Consider the following 25512-nt stretch of genomic DNA (forward strand, 5'->3'; position numbering starts at 1 on the left):
TTACGCCTCCTTTGCATACATATTGGGATCGACAGCCAGTCCCTCGTAGATGCCACGGGCCAGTCTGCGAATCTCCTGCATGAATGCATAATCCGGCTGAACCGCGTTAATATGCTTTCGTTTCAGGAAAAATTCGACAACCTTATGTTCATTGCATGCATCCATATAACTGCTGTTATGAGGCACGGCAAAGATCGGGATACGCGTTCGGAACAGCCGTCTGATATTGCCAAGTGTCAGCCTCGATCCGGCATCATATTGTCCCAGTACAATGATGTACTTTTTGCCTTCCAAAAAAGCGGGCGGATGCTCGAAAAATTCCCGTAGCAGCGCCAGATTCTGGCTCAGGGAGACGACTACCAGATCCGCCGATTCCAGCACTGCGTTGGTCAGCACATTGCGGCAGCCGCTATTCACATCGATCAGTGTCAGATCGTAGGCGCTTCGTGCGGCCTGGCAGATCGAGCCGGTCACTTCATGCATTTTCAGAAATAAATCCTCTTCCGGTTTCTGCGTACCGGCCAGCACATCGAGCGAACCGCTGAATACCGGCACGGCATAATCCTTGATCACCGATGGAGTCAGCTGCTTGGAGCGTGCCAGCGTATCCAGGGAATCGATGCCCTGCGCAGAATAGCTCGCCGATCGATTCTCTGTCGCACGCTGGTTTCGTAGAAAGGCATTTTCGACCATGGATATCCCATAATGGGTATGGGCAGCAAGCGTATGGCTCACATAGTCCATCGCCAGTACGGCCGCAGCAGCTACCATATTCGACGAGTTACCGGCCTGCCCGTGGCGCGGACTCCAGAAAGCTATTACATTCCCCATACCGGCTGATTCCTCCGTGACATTTTTTTGGTATAGGTCTTGAGTTCACTGGGGTTGAGCTGGGATACACTGCCGGCGATTTCCTGGATAACATTACGGAATTCCCTGGAAATGCGCTTGATGCTGATACTGCTGCTGTTCTGATTCAGAATCTTCTGCATATAATCCATCTCATCAAACGGTACTGCGAACGACTGCTCTTCAAACCGGATCGGCAGCCTGTCCAGCAGCTGCTCCAGATAGTCCTCCGCCAAGCCGTTGTCCACCTGCTGGAACAACACGCGGGTAAATCCGATCCGCAGCAGATTCTCTGCTCTGTCCGCGAACATCTCTTCCAGCAACTCTACCGTCTTTTCCAGTGAGCGCCGTTCGGACGAGATCGCGATAAAGCGCTGGTCAAAACGGTCCCAGTCCATTTCGCCGATAAAATCGGGCGTGGAGCAGAGTACGATCGCATGGTCATACTCCTGGGCATTTTCCACCTGCTCCTGCATATGCCGGAAGCTGGTAAACTCATATCCGATATCAAACTGGTCGTACTCCGATACACCGGTACCCGTCTGGAGAATCGGCGTATTATAGCGGATAAATCCTTCGGCACTGGCATCGACCAACAGCACCCGCTTGCCGGCGGTCTGTAAAAATTTGCTCAGGTAGACCAGCAGATCGCTGATATCTGTTGATCCGAGAAATAAGGTGTAATTCATGGAGATCCTCCTTTATTTAACGAGCGGCTGTTCAAAAACAGCCTCGCTCTTCTGCTCTGTTGTGGCAGGTGTTGAATGGCTCGCGGCTGGCTCAACCGGTGATACGATCGGCTGATGCGGCGATGAATCGGCTGTATTTGGTACAGCCGCCGGATCGGTGACCGGCTCTGCATTGCCTCCTGTAGCAGAAACATTCCATTCCGTCGCCTGTGCGTTCAACTGATCGGACGACTGTGCCGTTGGAATGGTCGACTGCTGCTCACTCTCTGCTGCCTGCGGCTGACTGCCGCCGCCCAGCTTGAGCTTGTCGGCTTCACTCATCCGGCTCAGGCTGCTATCCAGCGTCTCCCGCGCAGTTCTGCTCAGCAGCAGGGTGGCCTTTTCCAGTACATTTGGATTGGACTGGATCAGGTTAATAACATCTTTGTTGGCCGGATAATTCGGAATAGCTTCATCCTGCATATAAGGGTCGGCATAGGAGATGGCATACAGTTTGGCTCCCTGCAGATAAGCATCGACAATCGCACTGCTCATCGCCAGAATCTCGGATTCGTTAATGTTGTACCAGATCGTCGTACCGGCGAGATCTTCGACTTTTTTCTTGGACAATACGATATAGTCATTACCGTTCGGGAAGCCGATACGCACATCGACAAAGTCGCCTTTTTGCAGCTTGGTCGGCAGCTGGACAACACTGTATTCCTTGCTGCGCAGATCTTTTGGCGTGGCTTCTTCGGCGTAGACCATCGACGAGATGAGCGGCGTTGCTTTGCCGACATTGATCTTGACGATTTTGCCAATCAGTTGGCCGGGGTCGGTGACGGCATTCGCCGGTGCTCCTTTTTTGGAGACGAAGGCGACCGAGACGTTCTGCTTTTGTATCCGGTCGCCGGCTTTCAATTCACCGGTGGTGACGACAATCCTGCTGGAGACAGCCTGCTGGTCGGCCAGCGCCTGCTGGGACTGACTCAGCTGCATTTCATACTGCTGCTTGACGGCTTTGAGCTGATTGGCCTGATGATTGATCAGAAATATGTATCCTGCCGAAGCGAGAATGGCGACGATTAACCCGCCGATCAGTCCGGCGTAGATCTTGCTTTTCATACGAAATCGAATGATGGACACGTTTGTACACTCCTTAATAGTTGGCTCTTCCGGATAGGCCACTGACAGCTGGATTCATGATACGGTGACAGACCAGATGCGGGTACCCAGTATTTTTTCGATTAATGCTTTCTCATCAGCTGTAGGCTCGCTGCGTGAATTTTCCAAGCGGCTGATCCGGGTCTGATAGGAGCCGATCTGCCTGGCAAGCTGTCCCTGGGACAGCTTTTTTCGCTTCCGCGCTATGGCCAGCTGTTCGGCATCATTTAGGGATATACTCAAGTACGCTTACTCCTCTCTCTGTAAATGAACAACAAAAAAAGCACGCAAAATGCCCAGAGGACATTAAGCGTGCTTCGCTTTAACAAGATTTGTTTATTTATACAGCCATCTTATATGAAGGCCGGATGTGTTGTCAATTCATTTCGCAATTTTTTTGTGACTTTTGGATTATATATAATAAGCACAAAGGTTCATAACAAAAGATAATAAGGCACAATTTTCTGTTTAGTCATGTCTTTTAGACTATACCGATTGCCTACTGTCCTTATTCATTGTTGCTGTGATAGATTTTTTTCAGCAGCTGCCAGAGCTGCTCCTTCTCCTCGGCGGACAGACTGCGGGTAAGCTGAGCATTGGCATCCTGGAGAATCTCATGCAGTATCGGTTCAAATGCCTTGGCCCGTTCGGTGGGGTAAAGCAGATAGGCACGACGGTCATTCGGATGGGTTCGCCGCTCAATATAACCGGCTTCCTCCAGCTGCCGAACCGAACGGGTCGTGGTAGCTTTGTCGAATTTGAGATCGGTGGTCAGCTGATCCTGATTGACGCCGGGTCTTTGCAAAATGGCTTTGAGATAGCTGTGATGTCCTCCGCTGCCGATGTCATACTCCTTGAAGCTGCGGGCCAGATTTTTCTGATTAACACGGTTAATGTACGAAATGAGCTTGCCGATTGAATCCCTTTTCATGCCTGTGCACCCACTCCAGCCGGATATGATCCGGGTAATATACTTCACTGTCTCAGCCCTATTTCTGCGCCGAAATTCATACATTAATTTTAACGGAATTCGATGATGATGTGTATAGAAAGTAAAAACGAACGAATGCGATCCGATAAATAGTTGCTAACGCATCTATACTGATACATACTCGACATGTTCCACCGACTACTTTGGCGTGATGAGCGGGGAAGCAGGCTGCCGGGTCACCGGACTGATTCCGGATCGTCCGGATATTTTCCTTGCAGGTATGCATGTGGTCTTCGTTGTATCAGCGAGCATCTGTCTGATTGCGGCTCTGTTGACTGGATGGCGTATGCTACGCTCGGGTCACATCGCGGAAGATGGCGCAGAGGAGGCATCTTAATTTTATTTCACATGAATTAAAAAGAGCAATGACCGATAATAAGTCCGGCGCATTGCTCTTTTTGCAGTGTTTTGCTGATATTCAGATTTGTCGTGCATATAAATGATGATCGAAGACCGATCCCATCAATACCCGATCTTGATACTGTACCCTTCCATCGCCACCGCTGGCGAACGGGTCAGCTGCAGTTTGTGATCTTCGGCAAATCCAATCGTCTCGCCATCACGGAAAGTCACGTCGCTTCCCACAATATAGCTCACAATATTCAGTGTAAATTCAAATACATCCGCCATCTCTTCACGGGAATCCACAATCTCGATCTCATCCTTGCCAAAATGCTTCAGTCCGATCGTGTACGAGGAACTGCCTCCGCCGTCTTCACTCCGGTACAACCCAAGGAACACCCACAGCTGCACAGGCAGCTCCTGATCCTGCAGCATCCGTGCGCTCTCAATATACGATTCTGCAGACATGACCATCGGCGGAGAATAGTAGGCAATCGCATTATTCAGCTTCAGTACACTGCTCGTAATCTGGGTGAACAGCGCGTGACCGATCAGCGGATCGGTAATGTTCATCACTGTAATGATAACATGGGCCTGATGGGTCGCTACGACCTGCTCCGCTTCCGGCCACAATACGTTATATTTACAATTGGATTCGACCTCCTGATTCGGGATCGGTCCCGGCATATAAGCGACAGCGATATTCATGCCGCCCAGCTGAAATACCATATTCTCGCCCGCTTCCAGTCCGTCTACCTGGATGCTCCAATCTGTCTGCATCGTACGGACCAACTGTTCTACGTCATATTCGGCACTGTTCAGCAGTGCAAATCCGAGCAGCATACTCGCCGGTTCGGGAGTCTCGGTGGCCGGATCGGCTGCAGCCGGTTTGCTCATATTGGCAGCCTGCACCTCCACATCTGTGCGATGACCGCTCTCCTGCTGCACAGGATCTTTCTTTTTTTTACGAAACATATCGAAAATTCCCATCATCCAACGCTCCTTCGTTTTGAAATGATATATGTATCCTGCTGCTTTCAATGTATAGATGCACTCTTGCAAGGTATCCGTGCTTCTTTTACCAGTTTAACAGTAAAGGAAGCATTTTCCTACCATGCCAAAAAGCCTTTCCGAAGAAAGGCTTTTGATGAACAGGCCATCAGCATTCGCTATAATTCCATTTCCATACCAGCAGCTATCCTGTGTCGATCCAAAGAAAAGTACCTGCTTCCTGGACATCTGACTGATCTATTCGATACTACCAGCGCGGAGCATACGAGAACCGCTCCACCAGCGGTTTGCCTTCGTATACCGGGAACATATCGGCATACCATTTTATTGTATTGAGGCGGGTACGCAGTTTAACCACATCGGGAATCTTCTCATCATATACCAGCATGTAGATTATGAACAGCCGGTCTCCATCTTCATCCCATAACGCACCGAAGTCATAAAATTGAACATCCCGGCCTGTCTCGGCCTTGATCATGGCAGGCAGCGTACCGACCAGCGTCTGCCCGTGTGTCCGGTTCGGATCATCCCCGAATCCAAAACCGTCTTCTACATTCAGTACCATCGTATAGTAATAATAGTTCCTTGATTCAAAAGACGCCGCACTTTCCGAATTTGCTGCCGAAGCAGTTTCCGATGAAATCGTTAGCAAATCCGCGTTTGCATACACGTCGGAAGATGCACTGCCTTCTGCGCTGGCCTTTGTTGATGAAGGCATAATCAGCATAAACAGAAGCAGCATGGACAGCAGATAAAGCATTGTCTTTTTCATAAAATCCCTCCTGAATGTGTAATGACGGAATACAGAACTACTGGATTTTCGGCAATCCTCTCCTCTCTACATGTTCTTCTTTCACAATACCGCATCAACTAAATTATGTATATATTGTAATTTATATCAATACTATAAAAATATGACGAAAAGGGGACTATGTCCTTCAAGCCGAGATGGCTGTGCAGCGCGTCTGCAAGCTGGAATCGCTGCGTATCGCGCCGGACAGATATTGATTATTCAGCTCCTGTATACAACAAAAAAGTCTCTTCGCCAGGAAGAGACTTTTGAACTGCAACGTAGTCTGATGACAATGTGACCTACACCGGCAGCAGTACCAGAATAATCGAAGACAGACTCAGACAGACGCTGATCAGGCACAGGACGAGCAGCACCTGCTGCTGATTCAGGCCGCTCGACAGCAGACGGTAATGAATCTGCGTCGCATCCGCTTCATAGATCGGCTTGCCATTCAGCATACGCTTGATTACCACAAAAATATTATCAAAAATCGGCACGCCCAATGCCAGAATCGGAACGAACAATGACAGCAGCGTCGCCTGCTTGAAGGCGCCATCCAGTGCGATGATCGCCAAGACGAATCCGAGGAAGGTCGCTCCCGAATCCCCCATGTATACTTTGGCCGGCGGCTTGTTGTACCGCAGATAGGCAAGTCCCACACCGACCAGACTGATCGCCATGATCGCCGATCCGCCCTGTCCCTGGGTGATCGCCACGATGAACAGCGTCACCGCCGAGATCGTCGCCAGACTGCCTGCCAGACCATCCATGCCGTCACTGAAGTTGATGACAGTCGTTACGCCAAAGATCCAGAGCAGCGTCAGGATCAGCTGCAGCCAGTCCGGCAGCAGAATATACTGGTCATTAAAAGGGTTCGAGAACCCCGAGAAGCGGATACCGGCCATATAGATAATCAGCGCGGCAGCCAGCTGCACGATCATTTTCGGCAGTGCCGGAAATTCACGGCGGCTCACTTTGTACCAGTCATCGACCAGCCCGATCCCCAGTACAAGCAGCGACCCAGCCATGACAGCTGTCATTTTCCACAGACCCGCATCCATAAACAGTATGTACGAGATCGCAAACCCACCAAACAAAGCAATCCCCGCCATCAGCGGTACAGGTTCCCTGTGCAGCTTGCGCTCGCTGTCCGGTCGCGGTTTATCCACAAAATCAAGCCGGATCGCCCAATTGCGCAGCATCGGAATCGTGATCAGCACAAACACAAACGACAGAATAAAAGCAGCAATGTATGGCATAGTTCCTCCTTATGGTCTGGTTATCATTTAATCCGTTCGAAATAGATGAATTACGATGCGAATAATTATCAGTTAAGATAACATATACGCCTAAAAAGAAACCATTACAATAGCTGCAAAAATGATATTTTTATCATAATTGGCAGTTCCCTCTGAAGAAGGCGACTCCAATCTGGATCTCCACAGCAAAAAACCGGCGCTCCTGAGGAGGCCGGCTGAATGATTGGACCGGTAGGCACAGTACAGTAATCTGTACAGGCCTGCCGATCTGATTATAAATTATGCTTCTTCGAAAATCTGTTCTACCTGCGGCATGATCTCATCCCAGCTCGCATCCGGCAGTTTGGTGACTGTTACAAAGTCACGCATCCCAAAAATGTTATCGACACCGTCGATGTTAACCAGTGCCTGTGCCAGTGCATGATCCGTGCTGTCGCCGGCTTTGACGGAAGTACTGCCTGTTCCCTCAAAGATGGCACGATCTGCGTTGATTTTAACCGAATTCGGGTTAGGGGTAGTCTGAACATTAATTTGAATAGCCATGGATAGCTCCTTTACATGTGGGATTGGTATATACAAAGCAGCCATGCTGCCTGCTTCCGTGATGGGGTCTGCGGCTGCGGTTCTGCCGCCAGACTATTGCATTTGCAAATCAGCTGTTCTTATTGCTCGGAGCCGGTATTTGGCTTCGGTGTTTTTTTCGGGTTGCGGGTCAGATCCAGGGATTCCCATCTGCCGCGCAGCCAGCTGTCGAACTCGTCGCCTTTTTCGCCTTCGTAGGCATTGTAGATATCAGCACGCATTTTGTTCAGCTTGTCCTTGAAGTCCTCGTACGTGTGCTCACGCGGCAGGCTCTTCTTGATACGGATCAACGTCTTGGTCATATGATTGAACAGCTCTGTGTTGTGACGCTGCGGCAGTTGTACATCCTGACCGAGACTGCGCAGCTGCTTGTGGGCTTCTCTGCGTACAGCCGTTACCGGGTCATTGTTCATCAGATGCAGCAGCAGGTCAATGACCGGCGGCTGGTCATACTGTCCCAGTTCCGTTACGGCACTCAGGCGCTGCTGCCAGTCCGCTGTACGGTGTGCTGCTTTTTTCAGTTCGCTATAATTCTCGGGCAGCTCGTATTGTTTATTGGAATGATCTTCAGTTGTCAAAATATTCAGGTCTCCTCTGTACTTCCTTATACGGAAATGTTCTTATCCAGCTTCTATACTAACATATATATAACCGGACCGCTCCCGGAATATACAATCTGCGCCCCGAATCTGCCAAAATAACGTCGCTGCGCTCCTTCCGGCGTCGATTTAGGAAGATGATCGGCAAGTATGTTACATTTATAGTGATGGCCTGTAACGCCCGGTCTATTCACGTAGCGGGTTATAGCAAATGATCTGCACAGGTTCAGAATACCACTTCGCTGTTCATGATGGTCATGTCTACATAATATTTATACCAGGTATTCCACTTTATTCGAGGAGAATGCAAATGAAAAAAGCAGTTCCAGCAGCCCTAGCAGGTCTTATCTTTCTGATTCCGGTCATTATATTGAGTGTGCTGGTATGGAAAGATTATACGAGTACGTTTCAACTGCCTGCCGAGACACAGCAGGCCGATCCGGTGTCTGTAGAAAGCTTTGTCGCCTATGTCAAACAGTGGAATGCGATCGTGATCAACTCGGTGATCTGGCTGGGCATCACGCTGTTGATCTTCATAGGTGTGCCGCTGCTGATCAAGCTGCTGACGCTTCGCAGACAGAAGCAGCTGCAGCAGGGGATCCTGATCCAGGGAACCATTGTCTCGATGGCAGAGACAGGTACACAGATCAATGACCAGCCGCTGATCCGGTTCACGGTAAGCTTCATGCATGAAGGACGCAGCGAACAGGTGGAGATCCGGCAGGTCATCTCCTATCTGCATATGCCCAAGACCGGCGACCCGGTGATGATCAGCTATAATCCGGTGAACGGCAAGGCTCTATTCATAACCGAAAATGATCAGCAAAAGAACAATCTGCCTCCCCGTGAGCCTGAGGTTATTGCATCCGCTGTGCTGCAGCAGATCGACAGCTATGGTCCGATCCACCGGAGTGAAGCGCTGCTGCTGCATTTTGAAGCTGCAGGTCAGCGATACCGTGTACCTGTCGTGCAGGCACCGGGTTTCTTTTACCAGGTCGGAGAGACCGCTAATCTGCTGCAGATTGGCAGTACGGTGCGGATATTCAGCTATGGCGAAGCGATTCCATATCGCAAGCAGGATCATACGGCGATCACCGGGCAGCTTGTTCATGTACAGAAGTATCCGCTGCACATCGACGATCGCCAGTTGATGCTGCTGGAGCTGATCACCCGAACTGAAGGCGGCGGTGTGACCCGGCTGAACAGCCAGTTTGTGCCCCCGCATATGATCGACATGCTGCAGCCGGAAGTGGATATTCCGGTCAGCGTCAAAGTCGAGGAATATAACCGTGAAGCAGCGCTGCTGCGCGGCAAGCAGGGTAGCGCCATCGTACGTTCAGTGCAGTTTCGCGGTACGAACGGCGAACGCCCGCGGGCTGTCATTATGGCAGAGCGCGGCGGTGTGGAATACCGGATCGAGCAGTCGATTGAGCCGCTGTACGGTGTCGTGGCAGGTGATGAACTGTGGGTCGCCTATGATGAACAGACACGGGAAGCGGTGATTGTGAAATATGCATCGGTGGAATAAGCAGATGATGTTGGTGGACGAGCAGCAAGCTTGCTGCTCAGCAGCTGTGCAGTGATCAGGTGACTTGTGATTATCGGATTACCGGAAAATAACATGAAGATATCGGAGGAGGAACAGGCATGCCGACTATATCGCAGCTGCTGGATCAGTACAAAATGAATTTCCCTGCACGCATGGAAGCTAGAGTACAGGAACTGGTATCCACAGGCATGATTGAAATGGAAGCCCGCAGCCATATCCGGCTGAAGATCGCGCCAGGCATACAGGCAGAGCAGATTCCGACACTGGATAAGGGTGTCCTGCGGCCAGTCAGTCCACAGCTGCTGGAGCGGTTTGCCTATGCCGGCAGCTGGCTGGATCTTGGCGAGCATATGCTGGACCCTATGCAGATGGGAGAAGTGATACACGGGCAGCCTTTTCGTGAATGGATCACTGCGATGCGGGACAACCAACAAGACAGCGCACCGGCACGCTACCCGGATGACCGGCTGTCTGTACTGTCGGTGATAAGTGAAGATGATGGAGAGTACACCCTGCTGGTCTGGCCGGAGGACAAGTCGGCCGAACCGCGGGTGTACAGATATTACAGTCAGCAGGAGCGCAAGTTCGAAGATCTGGCAGACTGGCTGCGGTGGATGAACGGTATGTCTTTTTAAATGAGTCCGGCTCGATCCATTCGAGCAATTCAGGGGGCTGGCATACTGACTGCAATCCATGAATGATATGTTTATTTAAATGGGTCCAGTTCTGCTCGTCCGTGCTGTTCGGCAATCTGACGGATGCGTGCCTGCTGCTCTGCAGCTTCACGGGCAGCCTGCTCTGCCGGATATTCTGTTGAGCCGCCCAGTACAGCGAGCTTGCTCAGCTCCATCAGATGAATGAGCCGATAGTTGGCTTCGCGAATATCGTCTTTGTCCTGAACCGCCTTTTCTATATTTTCAGGGTGCAGGGTCTCTCCTCTCAGGAAGCGGCCGTGCACTTTTTGTTTTACCTGCACAATCGATTCTTCGCCGGTCTGCACAGCCTGTTCGACTGCGGATATAGCCTGCTGGCGGACCTTTTCTTCGTCCGCTGCCCCCGCAGATAGCTGCACCTGCAGAACCAGCGCGTACTCGATCCATGTCCAGTGATCATAGTTGTTTTCAAAAGAAACGGCTGTCAGCGGCTCGATCAGCCGGCCTGCCGCTTCCGGTTCACCGGTAACATACAGCAGCCAGCCGAGCCGGACGCAGGTCTCCAGTTCGCCCTTGGCCGTGCGTCTGGCGCGGGCTGGTGTACGGGACAGATAGTCGGCAGCTTCGGTATCGCCGTGGATAATGGATAGTGCTTCCTTGAGCTTCATAAGATAGGGATGCCTCCTCGCAAAATGGGATTGATATACATACTGTATCCAGTATACAGGAGCCTGTCTTTGCTGACAGACTCTTCTCGTGCAATTGGCTGTATTGATGTTGTCGTCTGCCGTTATCGTCCACTGCTTGATCTATTCGGACGATGGATCAGATTCAGACCTGCTTGGGCAGCCATTTGCCGTACTGCTGACGCAGCCGGTGCAGTTCTTCGCTGCGGTGGAGTGCTTCCTGTTCCTGCGATTTGCCGACAGCGACGATCAGCGTCTCCAGAAGCACGAGCGGCGCAGCCATGGAGTGGAATTCCCATACTTCGCCTCTGGCAGTATAAAGCGCCACATCGGCCTTTTGCCGCATATCACTGACTGCCAGGTCGGTTACCAGAATCGTGTAGCAGCCTGCTTCGCGGGCATAATCGAGCAGCGACGCCAGCTCCGGCGACTCCGCGACAAATCCGAACAGTACGACCGCATCGCCTGCTTTCATATGGATAAAGGACCCCAGCAGTTCATGACCGCCATAGTCCATCATGCGTACATGATTGCCGAACCGGTTCAGTCGGAATTCCAGCAGTACAGCCAGCGAGCGAGCAGAGCCGGGACCATAGATATGCACCGTGTCCGCTTCCACCAGATACTGCACGGCCCGGTTGAATACATCCTGCTCCAGCCGATCGGCAGTCTGCTGCAGATAGACAGTCGTATCCATAATCTGCGCGGAAGCATTACCCTGCTCCTCCATCCGGTCAAAGGCAGACTGCAGCTTGCGCGACGGAGAGACCAGTCCCTCCTTCTGGACCCTGTGCTTGAATTCCTTGAGATTGCGGCATTCAATCTCCGCCCAGAAGCGGGAGACGGTTGAGACGCTGACCTTGCAGGCTGCCGCGATATCTTCCTCTACCATAAATGGAATACCCTCGATATTTTTGATAATATAATCGGCGACCCGCTGGTGACTACGGGACAGCCTGTTACTGGCAAAAGTAAGTTCCATGATGCGGCCCTCTGCTTTCTGTTCATTAAGCCGGCTTGGCCAGTCCAGTATGGACGGTGCAAGTCGGCTTTTGGTGTGCTGCTTTTATTCAGGATAACGTAAATGTACTGCAGCTGCTGCCGGAATAAGATTCAATTCGGCGAATCGGTAACTTCTACCTTCTTCTTGAGCAGCTTTTTGACTGCATTGGCGGCACGTACCTGCAGATGCAGCGAAGGAGAGATACTGCGGCGGCACTGCCCTGCGCGAATCGCCTGACGAATCTCGTCAACCGTCTCATAAGTACCAGGCAGCTCGTTAAACACACAGCCGACCTGGAACATCTGGTGCGCATCACTGCCAGCGACGACCGGCACATCATGCTGCTCACCCAGGGTGAGTACTTTGGCGATATTTTCCTGAATGCCGATCTCGTGCAGATCCTTGCCGTTCAGGTCAAAGGCATCGAACCGGCGCAGCAGCTCCGGTGCCACATGGTACAGATGATTGGACTCGCGGAACGGATGTCCCCCGATGACCATCAATCCTGCCGGATGACACAGATCGAACAGCCCTTCCAGCGGGATAAAATGCTCTGGCGAAGTGTAGCTCTCCAGTGCCTCACGTACCTTGAGCAGCGCTTCCCTGGGTCCACTGACCAGAATATGCCCGCCCTCGGCTACATCGACTTCCATCCCGGTAAAGATGCGGAATCCATCCCGGTCATAATAATGCCCGTTGCACGGCAGATGCTGATCCAGCGTACCATATACCTCGTCAAACCGGCGGGTATTAAAATGCTCGGTCAGAATGATCGCATCCAGACCGTGCGTTTTGGCTTCATCCAGAATGGTATAGAAGTGCTCCAGTGAAAAGTCTGTTTTCTTGGATAATTTGGCGTGAATATGAAAGTCGATTCTCATGATAGGTTCCTCCATAAAATTAAAATTCGATTAGGTGCATCATTTCAGCTAGAGGTGCTGCTTCCCGTTCTTCTCGGTATGCTCAGGCCCGAACCATTTCCCGGGTCGGCATTACCGGGCGGATATCCGTCAGCAGACGGCCGCTATCCCGGTTGTATATATTCATATATTCAGGATTCAGCGTCATATACACCGTCTCGCCGCAGCTGTATTCGGCATCCCCGAGCACACGGGCACTCAGTTCACTGCCATCGGTCATCAGCTTCACCAGCGTTTCGGCACCTGCCGGGAAGACAGCTTCGACGACAGACGGCACCGCATGCGGTATAAAGCTGCGATGCAGCTGGATATGCTCCGGCTTGATCGTCAAAATGACTGGCATCGTCTCCGTCAATGTAATGCCTTCCAGCGGAAAGGAGCAGACCGGCGAACTCAGGTACACCCGCCCGCCATCCGCCGCGATCAGCTCGGCACCCAGATGATTCGTATCCATGCCGCCACTACCGAAGAAATCGGCTACCTGCAGCGTAGCCGGTCTGCGATACAGCACCTGCGGTCGATCCAGCTGCACAATCTCCCCTTCAAAAAACACCGCAATCCGCGTCGACAGGGTCAGCGCTTCCTGCTGGTCATGCGTAACATAGATAATCGTCGCGCCCAGCTCCCGGTGCAGCCGCTTGAGCTCTGCTCTCATCTCCACACGCAGACGGGCATCCAGATTGGATAGCGGCTCATCCAGCAGCAGCACCTGCGGCTCGGTCACAATCGCTCTCGCAATCGCAACCCGCTGCTGCTGCCCGCCGGACAGCTCGCCCGGATAACGTTCGGCCAGATCGGCGATGCGTACTTTTTCCAGGGCGGCGGTGACCTTTTCACGAATCTCGGTTCTGGACTGGCGGCGCACCTGCAGACCGAATGCCACATTCTCATAGACCGACATATGCGGCCACAGGGCATAGCTCTGGAACACAAGACTCAGTCCGCGCTTGGCCGGGTCCATATGGTACGCGGTCTCTCCATTGGCTACCTCCTGACCGTGCAGCACAATCGTGCCACCATCTGCTTTTTGCAGACCGGCAATCGTGCGCAGCAGCGTCGTCTTGCCGCAGCCGGAAGGCCCGAGAAAGGTCATAAAGTCCCCCTGCTCAATCGTCAGATCGATGCCCTTCAGTATGCTTTTGCGGCCCATATCGACGCGGATTCCCTGCAGTTCAATCGCATTCATATTATTGTCCTCCAATCCCTGTGGTCAGATCTGCCTTGCCGTATCGGGTGGCCAGATAATAGACCAGAATCACAATCGCAATCATAATCATCAGCACCACATTGGTCAGCTGGGTGTAGCCTTTTTCCACATATTCAAATGTTAATGTCGTCAGTGTCTCCGTACGCGGCGTAACCAGCATGATGATCAGCTCCGTCTCCTTCATCGCCCCGATAAATACGAGCAAAAAGGCGGACAGCAGACTTTTGCGGTTCAGCGGCAGCAGAATTCGGCGAAACCGGGTCCACCAGGAAGCCCCGCTCACCTGGGCCGATTCCTCCAGCTCTCCGCCAATCTGCATGACCGACGCACTGCCTGCCTTGACGGTAAAAGGCAGTTCCTTAACGACGGTAATCAAAATAATCAGCCAGACCGTACCATATAGCGCGGGCACGATAAAATGCGGCTTGGCAAACATCGTAATATAGATGGCGGACAGCGAAATTCCCGGAATCAGATATGGGAAAAAGGAGACCTGATCGACCATACGCCCGATCCACGTCTGTTTGCCTCTGGCCGCCACATAACCGAGAATCAGACCGACCACGGCAGCGATTACCGACGAGATGGCCGCAATCCAGAGCGAATTGCGCAGTGCCAGCAGGAAGATCGGATTGTGCAGTACGCCCTTTTCACCGGAATTGATCCCGCTCACCGAGCCGCCGATCCAGTAATGCAATGTCCAGTTATCCGCCGTATACACGCCTTCGCGCAGCATAAATGTCTGCAGCAGCAAAATAAGCAGCGGTACGACCGACACCAGCGTCATAAGCATGACTGTGATCCCTGCCAGCGGACGGCGCAGACGCCCCAGCGGCATAACGGTCTTGTGGCTGTCCTTGCCAGTGACAGTAACAAAGCTGCGCTGGCGGCCGACGATCCGGTGGTTCATATAGATCATCAGCATCGAGATCAGCATCAGCATCAGACTGAGCACATGCGCTTCTGTCGTCAGCCGAGCACGCATACTCGAATACAGCATCGTCGAGATCATATAGAAATCGACCGGCGTACCGAGAATGGCCGGTACCCCGTACGAACTGATCGCCCGGGTAAAGGTAAGAATAAATCCCGAGAGAATCGCCGGCAGCATCAGCGGAAATACAATTCTGCGCAATATCCGGAATCGGCCCGCTCCGCTCATACTCGCCGCCTCTTCCAGCTGGCTGTTCATCGAACTGAGCGCCGCGCCGACCAGCAGGAAAAAATACACACTGTCATGGATCGATAGCGACGCCACGATCGGCACGAATCCGTATGCCAGCCAGTCCGGCGTGCTCATATGGGTGAGCGACTGCAGAATTCCCGGCGTCCCGCCAATCTTTTCATTTTTGAAAAAAGTCAGCCATGCCTGTGCAATAACCCAGGATGGCAGCAGATACGGAATGACCGCCAGAAAGGTAATGCCTTTTTTGAAAGGAAGATCGGTACGGGTGACCAGCCAGGCCAGACCACAGCCGAGCACCATCGAGATGACCGATACACTCAGCGCTACCGCCGATGCATGCAGAATCGGCTTGTAAAACAGGGACGAACTGATGTCACTCGCCAGCACCCGCTGCCAGTGATAAAACGTAAAATGCCCCGGATTCGCTGCTGCGGTAATCCGCATATCCTGCTGCTTCCAGATGAAGGTGGCGATCAGAATCTCCACCACCGGCCAGATAATCGTATAGGCGAGAAACAGCAGCCCTATTGTACCGATCAGGTTCACCGGATTGCGCAGCCAGCCAGTCACCTGATTCCACAGACGACTCCGGTTTCGTTTCAGAGAGATGGGGGACAATGACTTGCTGGACATCCGGCTCCCTCCTTCTTTTGTATTTTGAGTTTGTAGGATTGAAGCTATGAAGCTGCAGCAATGGCAGCGATCACGCTGATCCACGGTGCAGCTTCGTCAGACTTTGATTATTTTTGCTGAATCCAGAAGTCGCGTACTTTTGGTGAAGTCATATACAGTGTGTCCGCATCGTAATCCCAGAGGTTCAGCTGTTCAAAGCCGATCGGGTTCTTGGTCTTCACATCCGAACGCGGTACCCATGATCCCACTTCGTTAAAGGCAGCCAGACCTTCGCCCTTACCATCCTGCTCGCCCATCATCCAGCGGATAAACAGCTTGCCGGCGGCCTGATGCGGCGCTTTGTTGGCAATGTACAGATATCCGGAATCCGCTACTGACGTCTTCGGCTGGATATCGTAGATCGGCTTCACATCCCAGCCATTCTCCTCGACTTTGGACACATCGCCGGAGACAGCAATACCCACTGCACCGCTCGGCGTTTTGCCGATCGCATCCAGTACATCGTCACTGCCCTTGAGGACGGTGAGTCCGTTGGCGAACAGCTGACGTATGAATTCATAGCCGACATTTTCCGTACCGCTGAGCTGAATATCCTTGCCGAACTTTTGCTTGTAGGCGGCAGCCATATCATCGCTATGTATGACCATCGTGGTGAACAGATCCATAAAAGCCGGCGAGCTGAGCGGATCGGCGACATATATGTTGTTCTTGAACTCCGGCGTGGTCAGGTCCCACCAGTTGGTGACGGGAGTCTTTTTGTAATAGTCGGTATTGTAAAAGATCGTGCGGAATTCGGCGTAGTTGGCATACCCCGGCGCTTTGGTGCGGTAAGGCTCGTCGACTTTGGGCGCGATATCATCGGGCAGGTATTTGAGATAACGTCCCTGTTCGACCATTTCCTTGCCGACCGCTCCGCTCACTTCCTTGGTGATGATCACATCCGGGTTGAACTGTCCGGCATCCTGTTCATTGGTGACTTTATCCATCATCTCGTCGGATTTGACTTTGCTCACTTCGACTCTGACGCCGGGGTACTTTTTCATAAAGGTCTCGGCGGCATCATTGGCCCGGCCGGATGTGGAATACACGACTACCTTGCCCTCCTGCTTGGCCTGGGCGTACAGCTGGTCCGCCGTTTCATTCGTCGTTATCGTCTGAGCCGCCTGTCCGTTCGCCGCCGCTTCGGTTCCTGTATTGCCACAGGCCGATAACAGCAGAGCAGGCACGAGCAGCAGAGACAGCAAGCCTGCAGGTTTGATCCATTGGTGATTTATTGATCCGTTTTTCATAAATTCCTCCTGGAATACATGATAAATGGCATCCTCCGGCATTGCTGTCCTTCAGCTTGCCGTGCGCCGCTTTCTTTATTCATATTAGGGGGGAAGTGTAAGAAGATGATTAACGAAGGGGAAGGTTTTGGTAAAAAATTATCTTTCTATTTTATTTTGATAATTTTTTTTCAAAAAAAAAAAAAGAAAAAAGAAAAAGAAAAGCGACCGCAGGCTGCCTCGGTATTGAGGGAGTCATGGTCGCTTCGGAATTACGATGGATCGTGGCTGTTCATGAAAGGAACGGCCAGGCGGGATGGATGCAGCTTTTCTCCAAGGGTGTAGAACTCGCAGAAGTTCATCATCAGCGGCTTCCAGCGGTCAGGGTCGATATGGTTGCGAGGGGGCATGAGCAGGGATTCCTCGATATGTACCTTGGCGATTCGCAACTCTACGGCGTTGATATGGCCGGTGCCCTTATTGTCAAAGGCATGGATTTGTTCGACGATGGCTTCCAGCTGCACAGGGCATTCCTGTACTCTTGGGGCGTTGACCTGATCGGCTTGCAGCGGGTGCAGGCCGGCGCCGGTGAATTTGTCGGGTTCGTGTATGTAGCCCATCGTTGCTTTGTATTCGGGTACTGGCGTTCTGCCGGTTGTAAGCGCCAGACGGTCGACTGCATCGACCTGGTCGGCGGAAGGAAGGTTCAATACGCACTGCTGCTCTCTTTGCAGATTCAGCATCGTCTGGGAGCGGCTGGACATGCCGATCATGCAGGAATGGTTCAGCCACCAGATCGATGAGATGGGTGCCAGATTAGGGGTTCCGTCTTCATTCAGGGTGCTGATCAGTACAACCGGTGTGCCGAAATACAGTATGCTTGGATCGATAGTTTGGTGCATGGGATCACTCCTCTGTAACAGGTTATGCCCAGTATAAAAGAGGCGAGAGTGATCCGTCTTTTGTTATCTTGCTTGTTCATTGCTGCTGTACATCTGCAGCCGATAGGCGGTAGGAGTCCGGCCATTTTTCTTCTTAAACAGGGTGGCAAAATAGGCAGGGTTCTGGAAACCTACATCCATGCCGATTTCAGAAACGGTCTTCTGCGTCTTCTGCAGCAGCTCTGCCGCCTGCTGCAAACGTATGGACTGGAGGTATTCGGCGGGAGAGCTGCCTTTGAGTTCCTTGAAGGAGCGCTGCAAATGAAATGGGCTTACACTGACTTCCCGGGACAGATCATCCAGACTCCAATTTTCTGCATAACGCTGTTCGATCAGCAGGGCCACATCTTCAACCCATTCGGTCCGCGGCGGCTGCAGTTGATCCGGCTGACATCTTTTGCAGGCATGGAATCCGGCATCCAGCGCTTCCTGTCCATTTTGGAAGACCGCTACATTCTCCCGGTTGGGCATACGTGATTTGCAGGACGGTCTGCAGAAAATGCGGGTCGTTTGGACAGCGTAAAAGAAAATACCGTCGTAAGAGGCATCATTACGGATGATCGCCTGCCAGTAGGTTTCTGTTAATTCCAGGCCGTTATGGTTAGACATATGATCTCTCCTTCCAATCTTGCTGCCTAATTGTTGAAATACATTGAGCTGTCTTGTATAACGTTCAAATGACTCTGCCGCTTGGCAAATCTATTCTACTAATCTCTTTTTATAAAAAATATGGAAAAAGTACCTCGGTTTCATTTCATAATTCATTTTACGCTTTTTTGCTTCTGAATTGGTTACTTCTCTTTATGTATTTTCATAAAAATCAGACTCCGACTTGTCCTGTCACCATTTTAATGCAAGCGTTACCTTTTAGCTGCTTGCTTACTCTTTTATAGCTCGCTTAGCTATTTAGTCCCTGCTCCTTATGACCGATATAAAATATGTAATTACATTTTATGTTAAGTATTACTAGATCAGGGGGAATCAGTTTGATTACACAATGGAAATGGAGCAATCTTAAAATCGGTATGAAATATATGCTTATTTTCGCTCTGGTATCGGTTATTTTCCTGGCATCTGTTGCAGCCACCTATACGGTACTGCAGAACGCCCGGAAGACAATGGAGACATCCAGTATGAAGAGTTGGGGAGCGATGAATATATCCGAGCTGCTGTCTTTGTACAACCAGAAATATAATCATATTCCTGAATATATATTACTGTCCGAGGATCGGATTTTATCCGACTATCTGGATGACAGCATGAAATTCACGGAGACCGCCAAGCAAGCCAAAACGCTGCTCAGTGCCGAACAGATGCAGGCATTTAATCAGATCCTGGAGAACAATGACAAGCTGGATCAATACTTCTTCAGTACCATCGTTCCCAATGTACAAAATATCAATACACAGAGCTTCAGCAAACTTCAGACAGAAGCCGAGCAGCTGAAAGCACAAACGATGGAAGCCGGCAATCAGCTCAAGGAAGTCGCCAGCCGGGAGAGCGGCCAATCCATCGAGCAGACCAAAAAAGGCATGACCACTACCGTCACCTTGCTCGTCGTATCCGGAATCACCTCTATTGTAATCGGCTTTGTCCTGATGTATGTGATCAGCCGCCGCATCAACCGGGAATTGAACAAGGTCGTTCAGGCGAGCGACCGTATCGCCGAAGGTCAGCTGAATAATGAACCGCTCCTCTATACCGGCAATGACGAGATCGGGCTGCTGTCCGACTCGATTAACCGAATGGGTACTTCCCTGCAAAATATGATCCGTGAAGTGCAGGTACTCGCTGTGGAAATGGATACTCACGGGACCGCATTATCCGATGTATCCGGCAGAGTTAAAGAAAGCAGCGAACAGATTGCCATCACTATCGAGGAACTTGCTTCCGGAGCCAGCAGCCAGGCAAACGAAACAACAGAAATTGCCGAAAGTACACACGAGTTCAGCGGACGTCTCGATCGTGCCCGCGCGCACAGCGAAGAGCTGGTTACCTTCTCCGGTGAAGCGCTGAATGCTTCCATCAAAGGCGACCATCAGATGAAAGCCTCCCTGGAACAGATGAGCGTGATCAATCAAGTCATGAACCAATCTGTAGATAAAGTAGCCAGTCTCGAAGCCAAAACGCATTCCATTACGGAAATTACCGATGTGATCAAATCGATTGCCAAGCAGACCAACCTGCTGGCGCTGAATGCTTCCATTGAAGCCGCACGCGCAGGTGAAGCCGGCAAAGGCTTCGCGGTCGTCGCCGGAGAAATCCGCAAATTGTCGGAAGAAGTCTCCCGCTCGGTCGAAGATATTACTGGCGTGATTAGCGACATTCAGGAACAATCTACCGTCATGTCCCAGGAACTGAAGCAGGGCTATGCAGAAGTATCCGAAGGCACGCAGAAGATCGAGATCACCGGACAGTACTTTGCCGAGATCAAGCAGTATATTGAAGACATGACCGGACGCGTCAGTGCCATTTCCGATACGGTACAGCATGCCCAGAGCGCCAGCAGCCAGATTAATGAAGCGGTCAACAACAGTGCCGCCATTTCCGAAGAGTCGGCAGCAGGTGCCGAGGAGATCTCAGCTTCCGTCCATGAACAAAAAGCTTCCATCGATCATATCTCCAGCAGCGCCTTGCAGCTCAAGGAAATGGTCGAACGAATGAATACCATGATCGGACGCTTCCATCTGTAGATGAAGCCGATATCAGGAGGATATAACATGAGAAAAACCAAAACACTGCTCGGAACGCTGCTGCTTGCCACTGCCGTACTGTCGACCGCCTGCGGACCGGCACCGGCTGCTCCGACTGCCGACCCTGCCAAGGTCAAATTGACGCCGGACGACAAGCCTTATGTAGGCTTCGTTCTCGATACACTCAGAGAAGAGCGCTGGTACAAAGACAAAGCGCTGTTCGAGAAAGCCATTCAGGATCAGGGCGGCCGGGTCAAGACGCTCGCAGCCAACGGGCTGGACGATGTACAGCTCAAGCAAGCTGAACTGCTCATCCATGAAGGGGTCGATGTGCTCGTCGTTGTGCCGCATGATGCCGAGAAATCCGCTGCTATCGTCGAAAAAGCCCACGCCGTCGGAATCAAAGTCGTCTCCTATGACCGGTTGATCAAAAATGCGGATGTGGACTACTATGTGTCTTTTGATAACGAGAAGGTTGGCGTAATGCAAGCACAGGAAATCGTCAAACGTCAGCCGACCGGCAGCTATGCCTATATCGGCGGTGCCAAAACCGACAATAATGCCATCCTGTTCCGCCAGGGTGCCATGAGCGTACTGCAACCTTTGATCGACAAAGGCGATATTCGCCTCGTGTACGATCAGTACACCGAAGGCTGGGACCCCGCCACTGCACAGAAAAATATGGCCTCTGCCCTCCAGCAAAACGGCAACAAGATCGATGCGGTCGTCGCAGCCAATGACGGAACAGCCGGCGGGGTCATTAATTCACTGCAGGCCGCAGGTGTCAGCGGTGTACCCGTATCCGGACAGGATGCCGAACTCGCCGGTGTACAGCGCGTTGCCAAAGGTACTCAGGCGATGACCATTTACAAGCCGATCACAGCCATCGCCAAACAGGCTGCCGATATGGCACTGCAGGTAGCACAGGGGACAGCCATCCAGACGACCAGCCAGGTAAATAACGGCAAAATCGACGTCCCTTCCATCCTGCTGGAGCCTACCGCTGTGACTGCAGACAATATCCGTGATACCGTCATCAAGGATGACTATCTCAAGGAAGCCGACATTTACGGTACGAAATAAATTATTACAGCTTTTGTGCCCAAAAGGTCTGCTGTTGATACATCACCCATCATAAAACACAAACCACAAAAAGACCGAAACTGCATTTGCAGACTTCGGTCTTTTTGTGGTTTCCAAATTAGTTCGTGGAATGATCGTTGATCGTTTCTGTTATGGAGCGATCAGCGATTTTTTTGTTGATCATTTTCGGTATAGCACAGTCAGCGATTCTTTTGCTGCACGATAGCTGATCAGGTGAGGCTTACACCATCACTTTGCAAATATCATTCGTAAATTCAACCGGGTCCTGAATCGGCAGTCCTTCGATCAGCAGCGCCTGGTTGTACAGCAGGTTGGTGTACAGGCCCAGCTTCTCCTTGTCGCCTTCATACGCTTTTTTCAGGGATTGGAATACGTCGTGGTTGACGTTGATTTCCAGTACTTTCTCTGCTTTGACATCCTGTCCGTTTGGCATCATTTGCAGGATTTTCTCCATCTCGATCGACAGTTCGCCGTCGGTGGACAGGCAGACCGGATGGGATTTGAGGCGTTTGGATGCTTTAACATTTTTCACTTTGCCGCCCAGCGTTTCTTTCATCGCTTCGAACAGCTCTTTATTGTCATTTTCCTCTGCCTGTGCCGCTTCATCCTTCTCGTCCGGCTCGATGCCAAGGTCGCCGCTGGATACGGATTTGAATTCTTTTTCCTTATAGGCAGCGATGACTTTGAGTGCGAACTCGTCGATATCGTCGGTCAGATACAGAATTTCGTAGCCTTTATCGGAGACCATCTCGGTCTGCGGCAGCTTCTCGATGCGCTCAATGGAATCACCGGCTGCATAGTAGATATACTTCTGATCTTCCGGCATACGGGATACGTACTCATCCAGCGTAACCAGCTTCTTCTCTTTGGATGAATGGAACATCAGCAGATCCTGCAGATCGTCCTTATGCATGCCGTAGTCATTGTACACACCGAACTTGAGCTGGCGGCCAAAGGAAGTGTAGAACTTCTCATAGTTCTCACGCTCGTCACGGATCATGCTCTGCAGCTGCGATTTGATCTTGTTTTTGATGTTTTTGGCGATCAGCTTCAGCTGGCGGTCATGCTGCAGCAGTTCGCGGGAGATGTTGAGCGACAGGTCTTCGGAATCAACCATCCCTTTGACAAAGCTGAAGTAATCCGGCAGCAGGTCCCCACATTTGTCCATGATCAGTACGCCGTTGGAGTACAGTTCAAGCCCTTTTTCGTACTCTTTAGTGTAATAATCGAACGGTGTATTTTCCGGGATAAACAGGATCGCATTGTATACGACAGCACCGTCGGCACTGATATGCACATGCTTGAGCGGCTTGTCAAAGCCATAGCGTTTCTCCTGATAGAAGTTGTTGTAGTCCTCGTCAGTCAGTTCGCTTTTGTTTTTGCGCCAGATCGGGATCATGCTGTTGACGGTCTGTTCTTCGGTATAATCCACATATTCCGGTGCTTTGTCTTCCGCATCGCCTTCCTGCTTCTCGGCCGGACGGCTGCTGGTAATATCCATCTTGATCGGATAACGGATAAAGTCGGAATATTTCTTGATGATCGCGCGCAGACGGTATTCTTCCAGATACTCATCATACTGATCATCTTCGGTGTTTTCTTTTACTTTCAGAATAATATCGGTACCTACAGTATCCTTGTCCGCCGGTTCAATCGTGTAACCGTCCGCTCCATTGGAATACCAGCGATATGCCTGGTCACTGCCCAGTGCACGCGTAATAACAGTCACTTCATCCGCTACCATAAAGGCTGCATAGAAGCCGACCCCGAATTGCCCGATAATATTGTGACCATCCTGGGCTTCGTTTTCTTTTTTGAAAGCGAGCGAGCCGCTCTTGGCGATGATACCCAGATTGTTCTCCAGTTCCTCTTCGGTCATTCCGATTCCTGTATCGGTAATTGTGAGGGTTCTGGCGGCTTTATCCGGTGTAATCTTAATAAAGTAGTCCTCTTTGTTGAATGTGAGCTGATCGTCGGTCAGTGCCTTGTAGTAGATCTTGTCGATGGCATCACTTGCGTTGGAGATCAGCTCCCGCAGGAAAATCTCCCGGTGTGTGTAGATCGAGTTAATCATCATCTCCAGCAGACGCTTGGATTCTGCCTGAAATTGCTTTTTCGTCATAACGATTATTGCTCCCTTCATGAGTATATGTAAGTGCTTATGCACTTGCTTCCAATCCGTTAATTTAGCACTCGTATGAATAGAGTGCTAAACCCTATCTTTTATATATCACACCCTTATTTTGGATGTCAATGTTAAGTGAGCCGCGGGCATCATTTCATTAATTAACTGAACTATTATATAATGATAAGGAACAACACGAAGGAGGATTCGATTGATGTCGAACGATTACAGCTTTTTGCTGAAGCCTCTGCCCGGCTTTGAACGGGCGAATCTGATCGGCAACATGGCGACGATTGCCTCTTATTTTAACCGCGGCTATTTGCAGGCTTTTGCCCATGCCTGGACCTTCCCTGAGTATCAGGCTCATGTGCCGCTGGAATATCAGGCGCTCGGACAGGAAGCAAGAGCGTATCACACTACATATGAGCAGATTCTTGGGGCCAGCCGGCTGCAGCACCGGATTCACCGGAATCAGTCTGCCCAGCAGGCACTGGAGATCATTCAGCAGGAAAGCCGGCAGCAGCGTCCTGTACTTGTCAAGGGCGATACCTTTTGCTGCTCTTGGCTCAAAAAGGATTATCAGCAGCTACATAATGCCCATTTCTATATTGTGACCCACCATGATGAATTATCCCATCAGCTGCGCTGCACTGATGTAGCCTATCTGACACAAAATCATGCGCAGCCATTTGCAGAGTTTGAAGCCGGATTTACCGGCGATCTGATTACCTTTATACCATCAGCGGAAAGTGCTCCGTCAGCTGCCATTGATCCGTATACTTTGCTGATCCAGTGCGCCCGGCGTAATCTCGGGCATGAAGATGGCAGCATCCCGGTCTTTGATTCGATGGATGTGCTGGCCGAGCGGCTGGTCGAACTGGATCAACTGGAACAACAGCATGCTGCCACTGCCGTATCGGAGGCCGAAGAGCATCTGCAGCTGGAGATGCTGCTGGTGATGCAAGCACGGATTCAGTTCCTGCTGCTGCTCGAACATCTCACAGATCCGGCGGCAGGAGAAACGCTGAAATTTATTTTGAATGCTTTTCGGCAAAGTGTGCGCAGCTGGAGTGCCATCCGGGAATCGTACCGGAAGATCGCGCCATCCACCGATGAGCGGATCACCCGGGTGCAACAGATCGCCGAACAGATCCGTGTAGTTGCCATGCTGGAGCGCAATATCGCCCAGACTATTTTGCATGACCAGCAGATACGCCGTATTCATGAGCAGTATGAACAACGCTGGAAAGTGATCCAACAGCTCCATGGATAGAGGGTCTGCCATA

The 25512-nt window shown here is 51.3% G+C and carries 24 protein-coding genes and 1 pseudogene; 6 read left to right on the top strand and 19 right to left on the bottom strand.

Annotated features, from left to right (window positions below):
- The 5 genes from M1D61_RS18295 to M1D61_RS18315 form a co-directional block, all read right to left on the bottom strand.
- Positions 1 to 831, bottom strand: a complete 831-nt coding sequence (locus M1D61_RS18295) for a hypothetical protein (RefSeq protein WP_458120033.1) — start codon at positions 829 to 831, stop codon at positions 1 to 3.
- Positions 819 to 1538, bottom strand: a complete 720-nt coding sequence (locus tag M1D61_RS18300) for a hypothetical protein (protein ID WP_458120034.1) — start codon at positions 1536 to 1538, stop codon at positions 819 to 821. Before M1D61_RS18300 ends, M1D61_RS18295 begins: the two co-directional genes overlap by 13 nt.
- Positions 1539 to 1550: 12 nt before the next feature.
- A complete protein-coding gene (locus tag M1D61_RS18305; RefSeq protein ID WP_458120035.1) occupies positions 1551 to 2663 on the bottom strand; it encodes an SAF domain-containing protein in 1113 nt (370 codons plus the stop codon).
- A gap of 54 nt (positions 2664 to 2717) precedes the next feature.
- Positions 2718 to 2924: a helix-turn-helix transcriptional regulator gene (locus M1D61_RS18310; RefSeq protein WP_458120036.1), complete on the bottom strand. Its 207-nt coding sequence runs from the start codon at positions 2922 to 2924 to the stop codon at positions 2718 to 2720.
- Between the two features lie 265 nt (positions 2925 to 3189).
- Positions 3190 to 3612: a MarR family winged helix-turn-helix transcriptional regulator gene (locus tag M1D61_RS18315; protein WP_458120037.1), complete on the bottom strand. Its 423-nt coding sequence runs from the start codon at positions 3610 to 3612 to the stop codon at positions 3190 to 3192.
- Between the two features lie 202 nt (positions 3613 to 3814).
- Here M1D61_RS18315 and M1D61_RS18320 point away from each other — a divergent pair.
- Positions 3815 to 4009: pseudogene (locus tag M1D61_RS18320) on the top strand (MFS transporter); the annotation flags it as partial.
- 125 nt (positions 4010 to 4134) lie between these two features.
- On the opposite strand, the gene M1D61_RS18325 reads toward M1D61_RS18320, so the two are convergent.
- The 5 genes from M1D61_RS18325 to M1D61_RS18345 all read right to left on the bottom strand — a co-directional run bounded on the left by M1D61_RS18325 (position 4135) and on the right by M1D61_RS18345 (position 8237).
- Positions 4135 to 5007, bottom strand: coding sequence for a DUF4261 domain-containing protein (locus M1D61_RS18325; protein WP_458120038.1), 873 nt, complete (start codon positions 5005 to 5007; stop codon positions 4135 to 4137).
- Between the two features lie 265 nt (positions 5008 to 5272).
- Complete coding sequence (locus M1D61_RS18330; RefSeq protein WP_458120039.1) at positions 5273 to 5797, bottom strand: hypothetical protein; 525 nt, start codon at positions 5795 to 5797, stop codon at positions 5273 to 5275.
- A gap of 320 nt (positions 5798 to 6117) precedes the next feature.
- Entirely contained in the window at positions 6118 to 7077 is a 960-nt protein-coding gene (locus M1D61_RS18335) for an MraY family glycosyltransferase (RefSeq protein WP_458120040.1), read from the bottom strand.
- 279 nt (positions 7078 to 7356) lie between these two features.
- Complete coding sequence (locus M1D61_RS18340) at positions 7357 to 7620, bottom strand: NifU N-terminal domain-containing protein (RefSeq protein ID WP_046215996.1); 264 nt, start codon at positions 7618 to 7620, stop codon at positions 7357 to 7359.
- A gap of 119 nt (positions 7621 to 7739) precedes the next feature.
- On the bottom strand, positions 7740 to 8237 hold the full coding sequence (locus tag M1D61_RS18345; protein WP_458120041.1) for a HEAT repeat domain-containing protein: 498 nt from the start codon (positions 8235 to 8237) through the stop codon (positions 7740 to 7742).
- Between the two features lie 331 nt (positions 8238 to 8568).
- Between M1D61_RS18345 and M1D61_RS18350 the strand changes: the two genes are divergently transcribed.
- Both M1D61_RS18350 and M1D61_RS18355 read left to right on the top strand, forming a co-directional pair.
- Positions 8569 to 9786 carry a hypothetical protein gene (locus M1D61_RS18350; RefSeq protein ID WP_458120042.1) on the top strand — a complete coding sequence of 406 codons (1218 nt, stop codon included), beginning with the start codon at positions 8569 to 8571 and terminating at the stop codon, positions 9784 to 9786.
- Between the two features lie 119 nt (positions 9787 to 9905).
- The gene (locus M1D61_RS18355; protein ID WP_458120043.1) at positions 9906 to 10442 is read left to right on the top strand and encodes a hypothetical protein; all 537 of its coding nucleotides are present in this window, start codon (positions 9906 to 9908) and stop codon (positions 10440 to 10442) included.
- Positions 10443 to 10513: 71 nt separating this feature from the next.
- Here the strand turns inward: M1D61_RS18355 and M1D61_RS18360 are convergent, their stop codons facing one another.
- From M1D61_RS18360 to M1D61_RS18395, 8 genes are all read right to left on the bottom strand, one after another.
- On the bottom strand, positions 10514 to 11128 hold the full coding sequence (locus M1D61_RS18360; RefSeq protein WP_458120044.1) for a DUF6707 family protein: 615 nt from the start codon (positions 11126 to 11128) through the stop codon (positions 10514 to 10516).
- Positions 11129 to 11291: 163 nt separating this feature from the next.
- A complete protein-coding gene (locus M1D61_RS18365; protein WP_458120045.1) occupies positions 11292 to 12128 on the bottom strand; it encodes a MurR/RpiR family transcriptional regulator in 837 nt (278 codons plus the stop codon).
- A 131-nt stretch (positions 12129 to 12259) separates the two neighbouring features.
- Positions 12260 to 13030 (bottom strand): PHP-associated domain-containing protein, encoded by a 771-nt coding sequence (locus M1D61_RS18370; RefSeq protein ID WP_458120046.1) that lies wholly within the window; start codon positions 13028 to 13030, stop codon positions 12260 to 12262.
- An 82-nt stretch (positions 13031 to 13112) separates the two neighbouring features.
- The gene (locus tag M1D61_RS18375; RefSeq protein WP_458120047.1) at positions 13113 to 14255 is read right to left on the bottom strand and encodes an ABC transporter ATP-binding protein; all 1143 of its coding nucleotides are present in this window, start codon (positions 14253 to 14255) and stop codon (positions 13113 to 13115) included.
- Between the two features lies 1 nt (position 14256).
- A complete protein-coding gene (locus M1D61_RS18380; protein WP_458120048.1) occupies positions 14257 to 16095 on the bottom strand; it encodes an ABC transporter permease in 1839 nt (612 codons plus the stop codon).
- 107 nt (positions 16096 to 16202) lie between these two features.
- Complete coding sequence (locus M1D61_RS18385) at positions 16203 to 17384, bottom strand: ABC transporter substrate-binding protein (protein WP_458120049.1); 1182 nt, start codon at positions 17382 to 17384, stop codon at positions 16203 to 16205.
- Between the two features lie 251 nt (positions 17385 to 17635).
- The gene (locus tag M1D61_RS18390) at positions 17636 to 18265 is read right to left on the bottom strand and encodes a flavin reductase family protein (protein ID WP_458120050.1); all 630 of its coding nucleotides are present in this window, start codon (positions 18263 to 18265) and stop codon (positions 17636 to 17638) included.
- A 63-nt stretch (positions 18266 to 18328) separates the two neighbouring features.
- Entirely contained in the window at positions 18329 to 18913 is a 585-nt protein-coding gene (locus tag M1D61_RS18395) for a bifunctional transcriptional activator/DNA repair enzyme AdaA (RefSeq protein ID WP_458120051.1), read from the bottom strand.
- A 377-nt stretch (positions 18914 to 19290) separates the two neighbouring features.
- Here M1D61_RS18395 and M1D61_RS18400 point away from each other — a divergent pair, with 377 nt between their 5' ends.
- Entirely contained in the window at positions 19291 to 20997 is a 1707-nt protein-coding gene (locus M1D61_RS18400) for a methyl-accepting chemotaxis protein (RefSeq protein ID WP_458120052.1), read from the top strand.
- Between the two features lie 27 nt (positions 20998 to 21024).
- A complete protein-coding gene (locus M1D61_RS18405) occupies positions 21025 to 22080 on the top strand; it encodes a sugar ABC transporter substrate-binding protein (protein WP_458120053.1) in 1056 nt (351 codons plus the stop codon).
- A gap of 241 nt (positions 22081 to 22321) precedes the next feature.
- Here M1D61_RS18405 and htpG read toward each other — a convergent pair whose 3' ends face one another.
- The gene (htpG, locus tag M1D61_RS18410; RefSeq protein ID WP_458120054.1) at positions 22322 to 24223 is read right to left on the bottom strand and encodes a molecular chaperone HtpG; all 1902 of its coding nucleotides are present in this window, start codon (positions 24221 to 24223) and stop codon (positions 22322 to 22324) included.
- Positions 24224 to 24440: 217 nt separating this feature from the next.
- Between htpG and M1D61_RS18415 the strand changes: the two genes are divergently transcribed.
- A complete protein-coding gene (locus M1D61_RS18415; RefSeq protein WP_458120055.1) occupies positions 24441 to 25499 on the top strand; it encodes a hypothetical protein in 1059 nt (352 codons plus the stop codon).
- Positions 25500 to 25512: the final 13 nt, after the last annotated feature.

This window comes from Paenibacillus sp. Z6-24, from assembly GCF_054161335.1.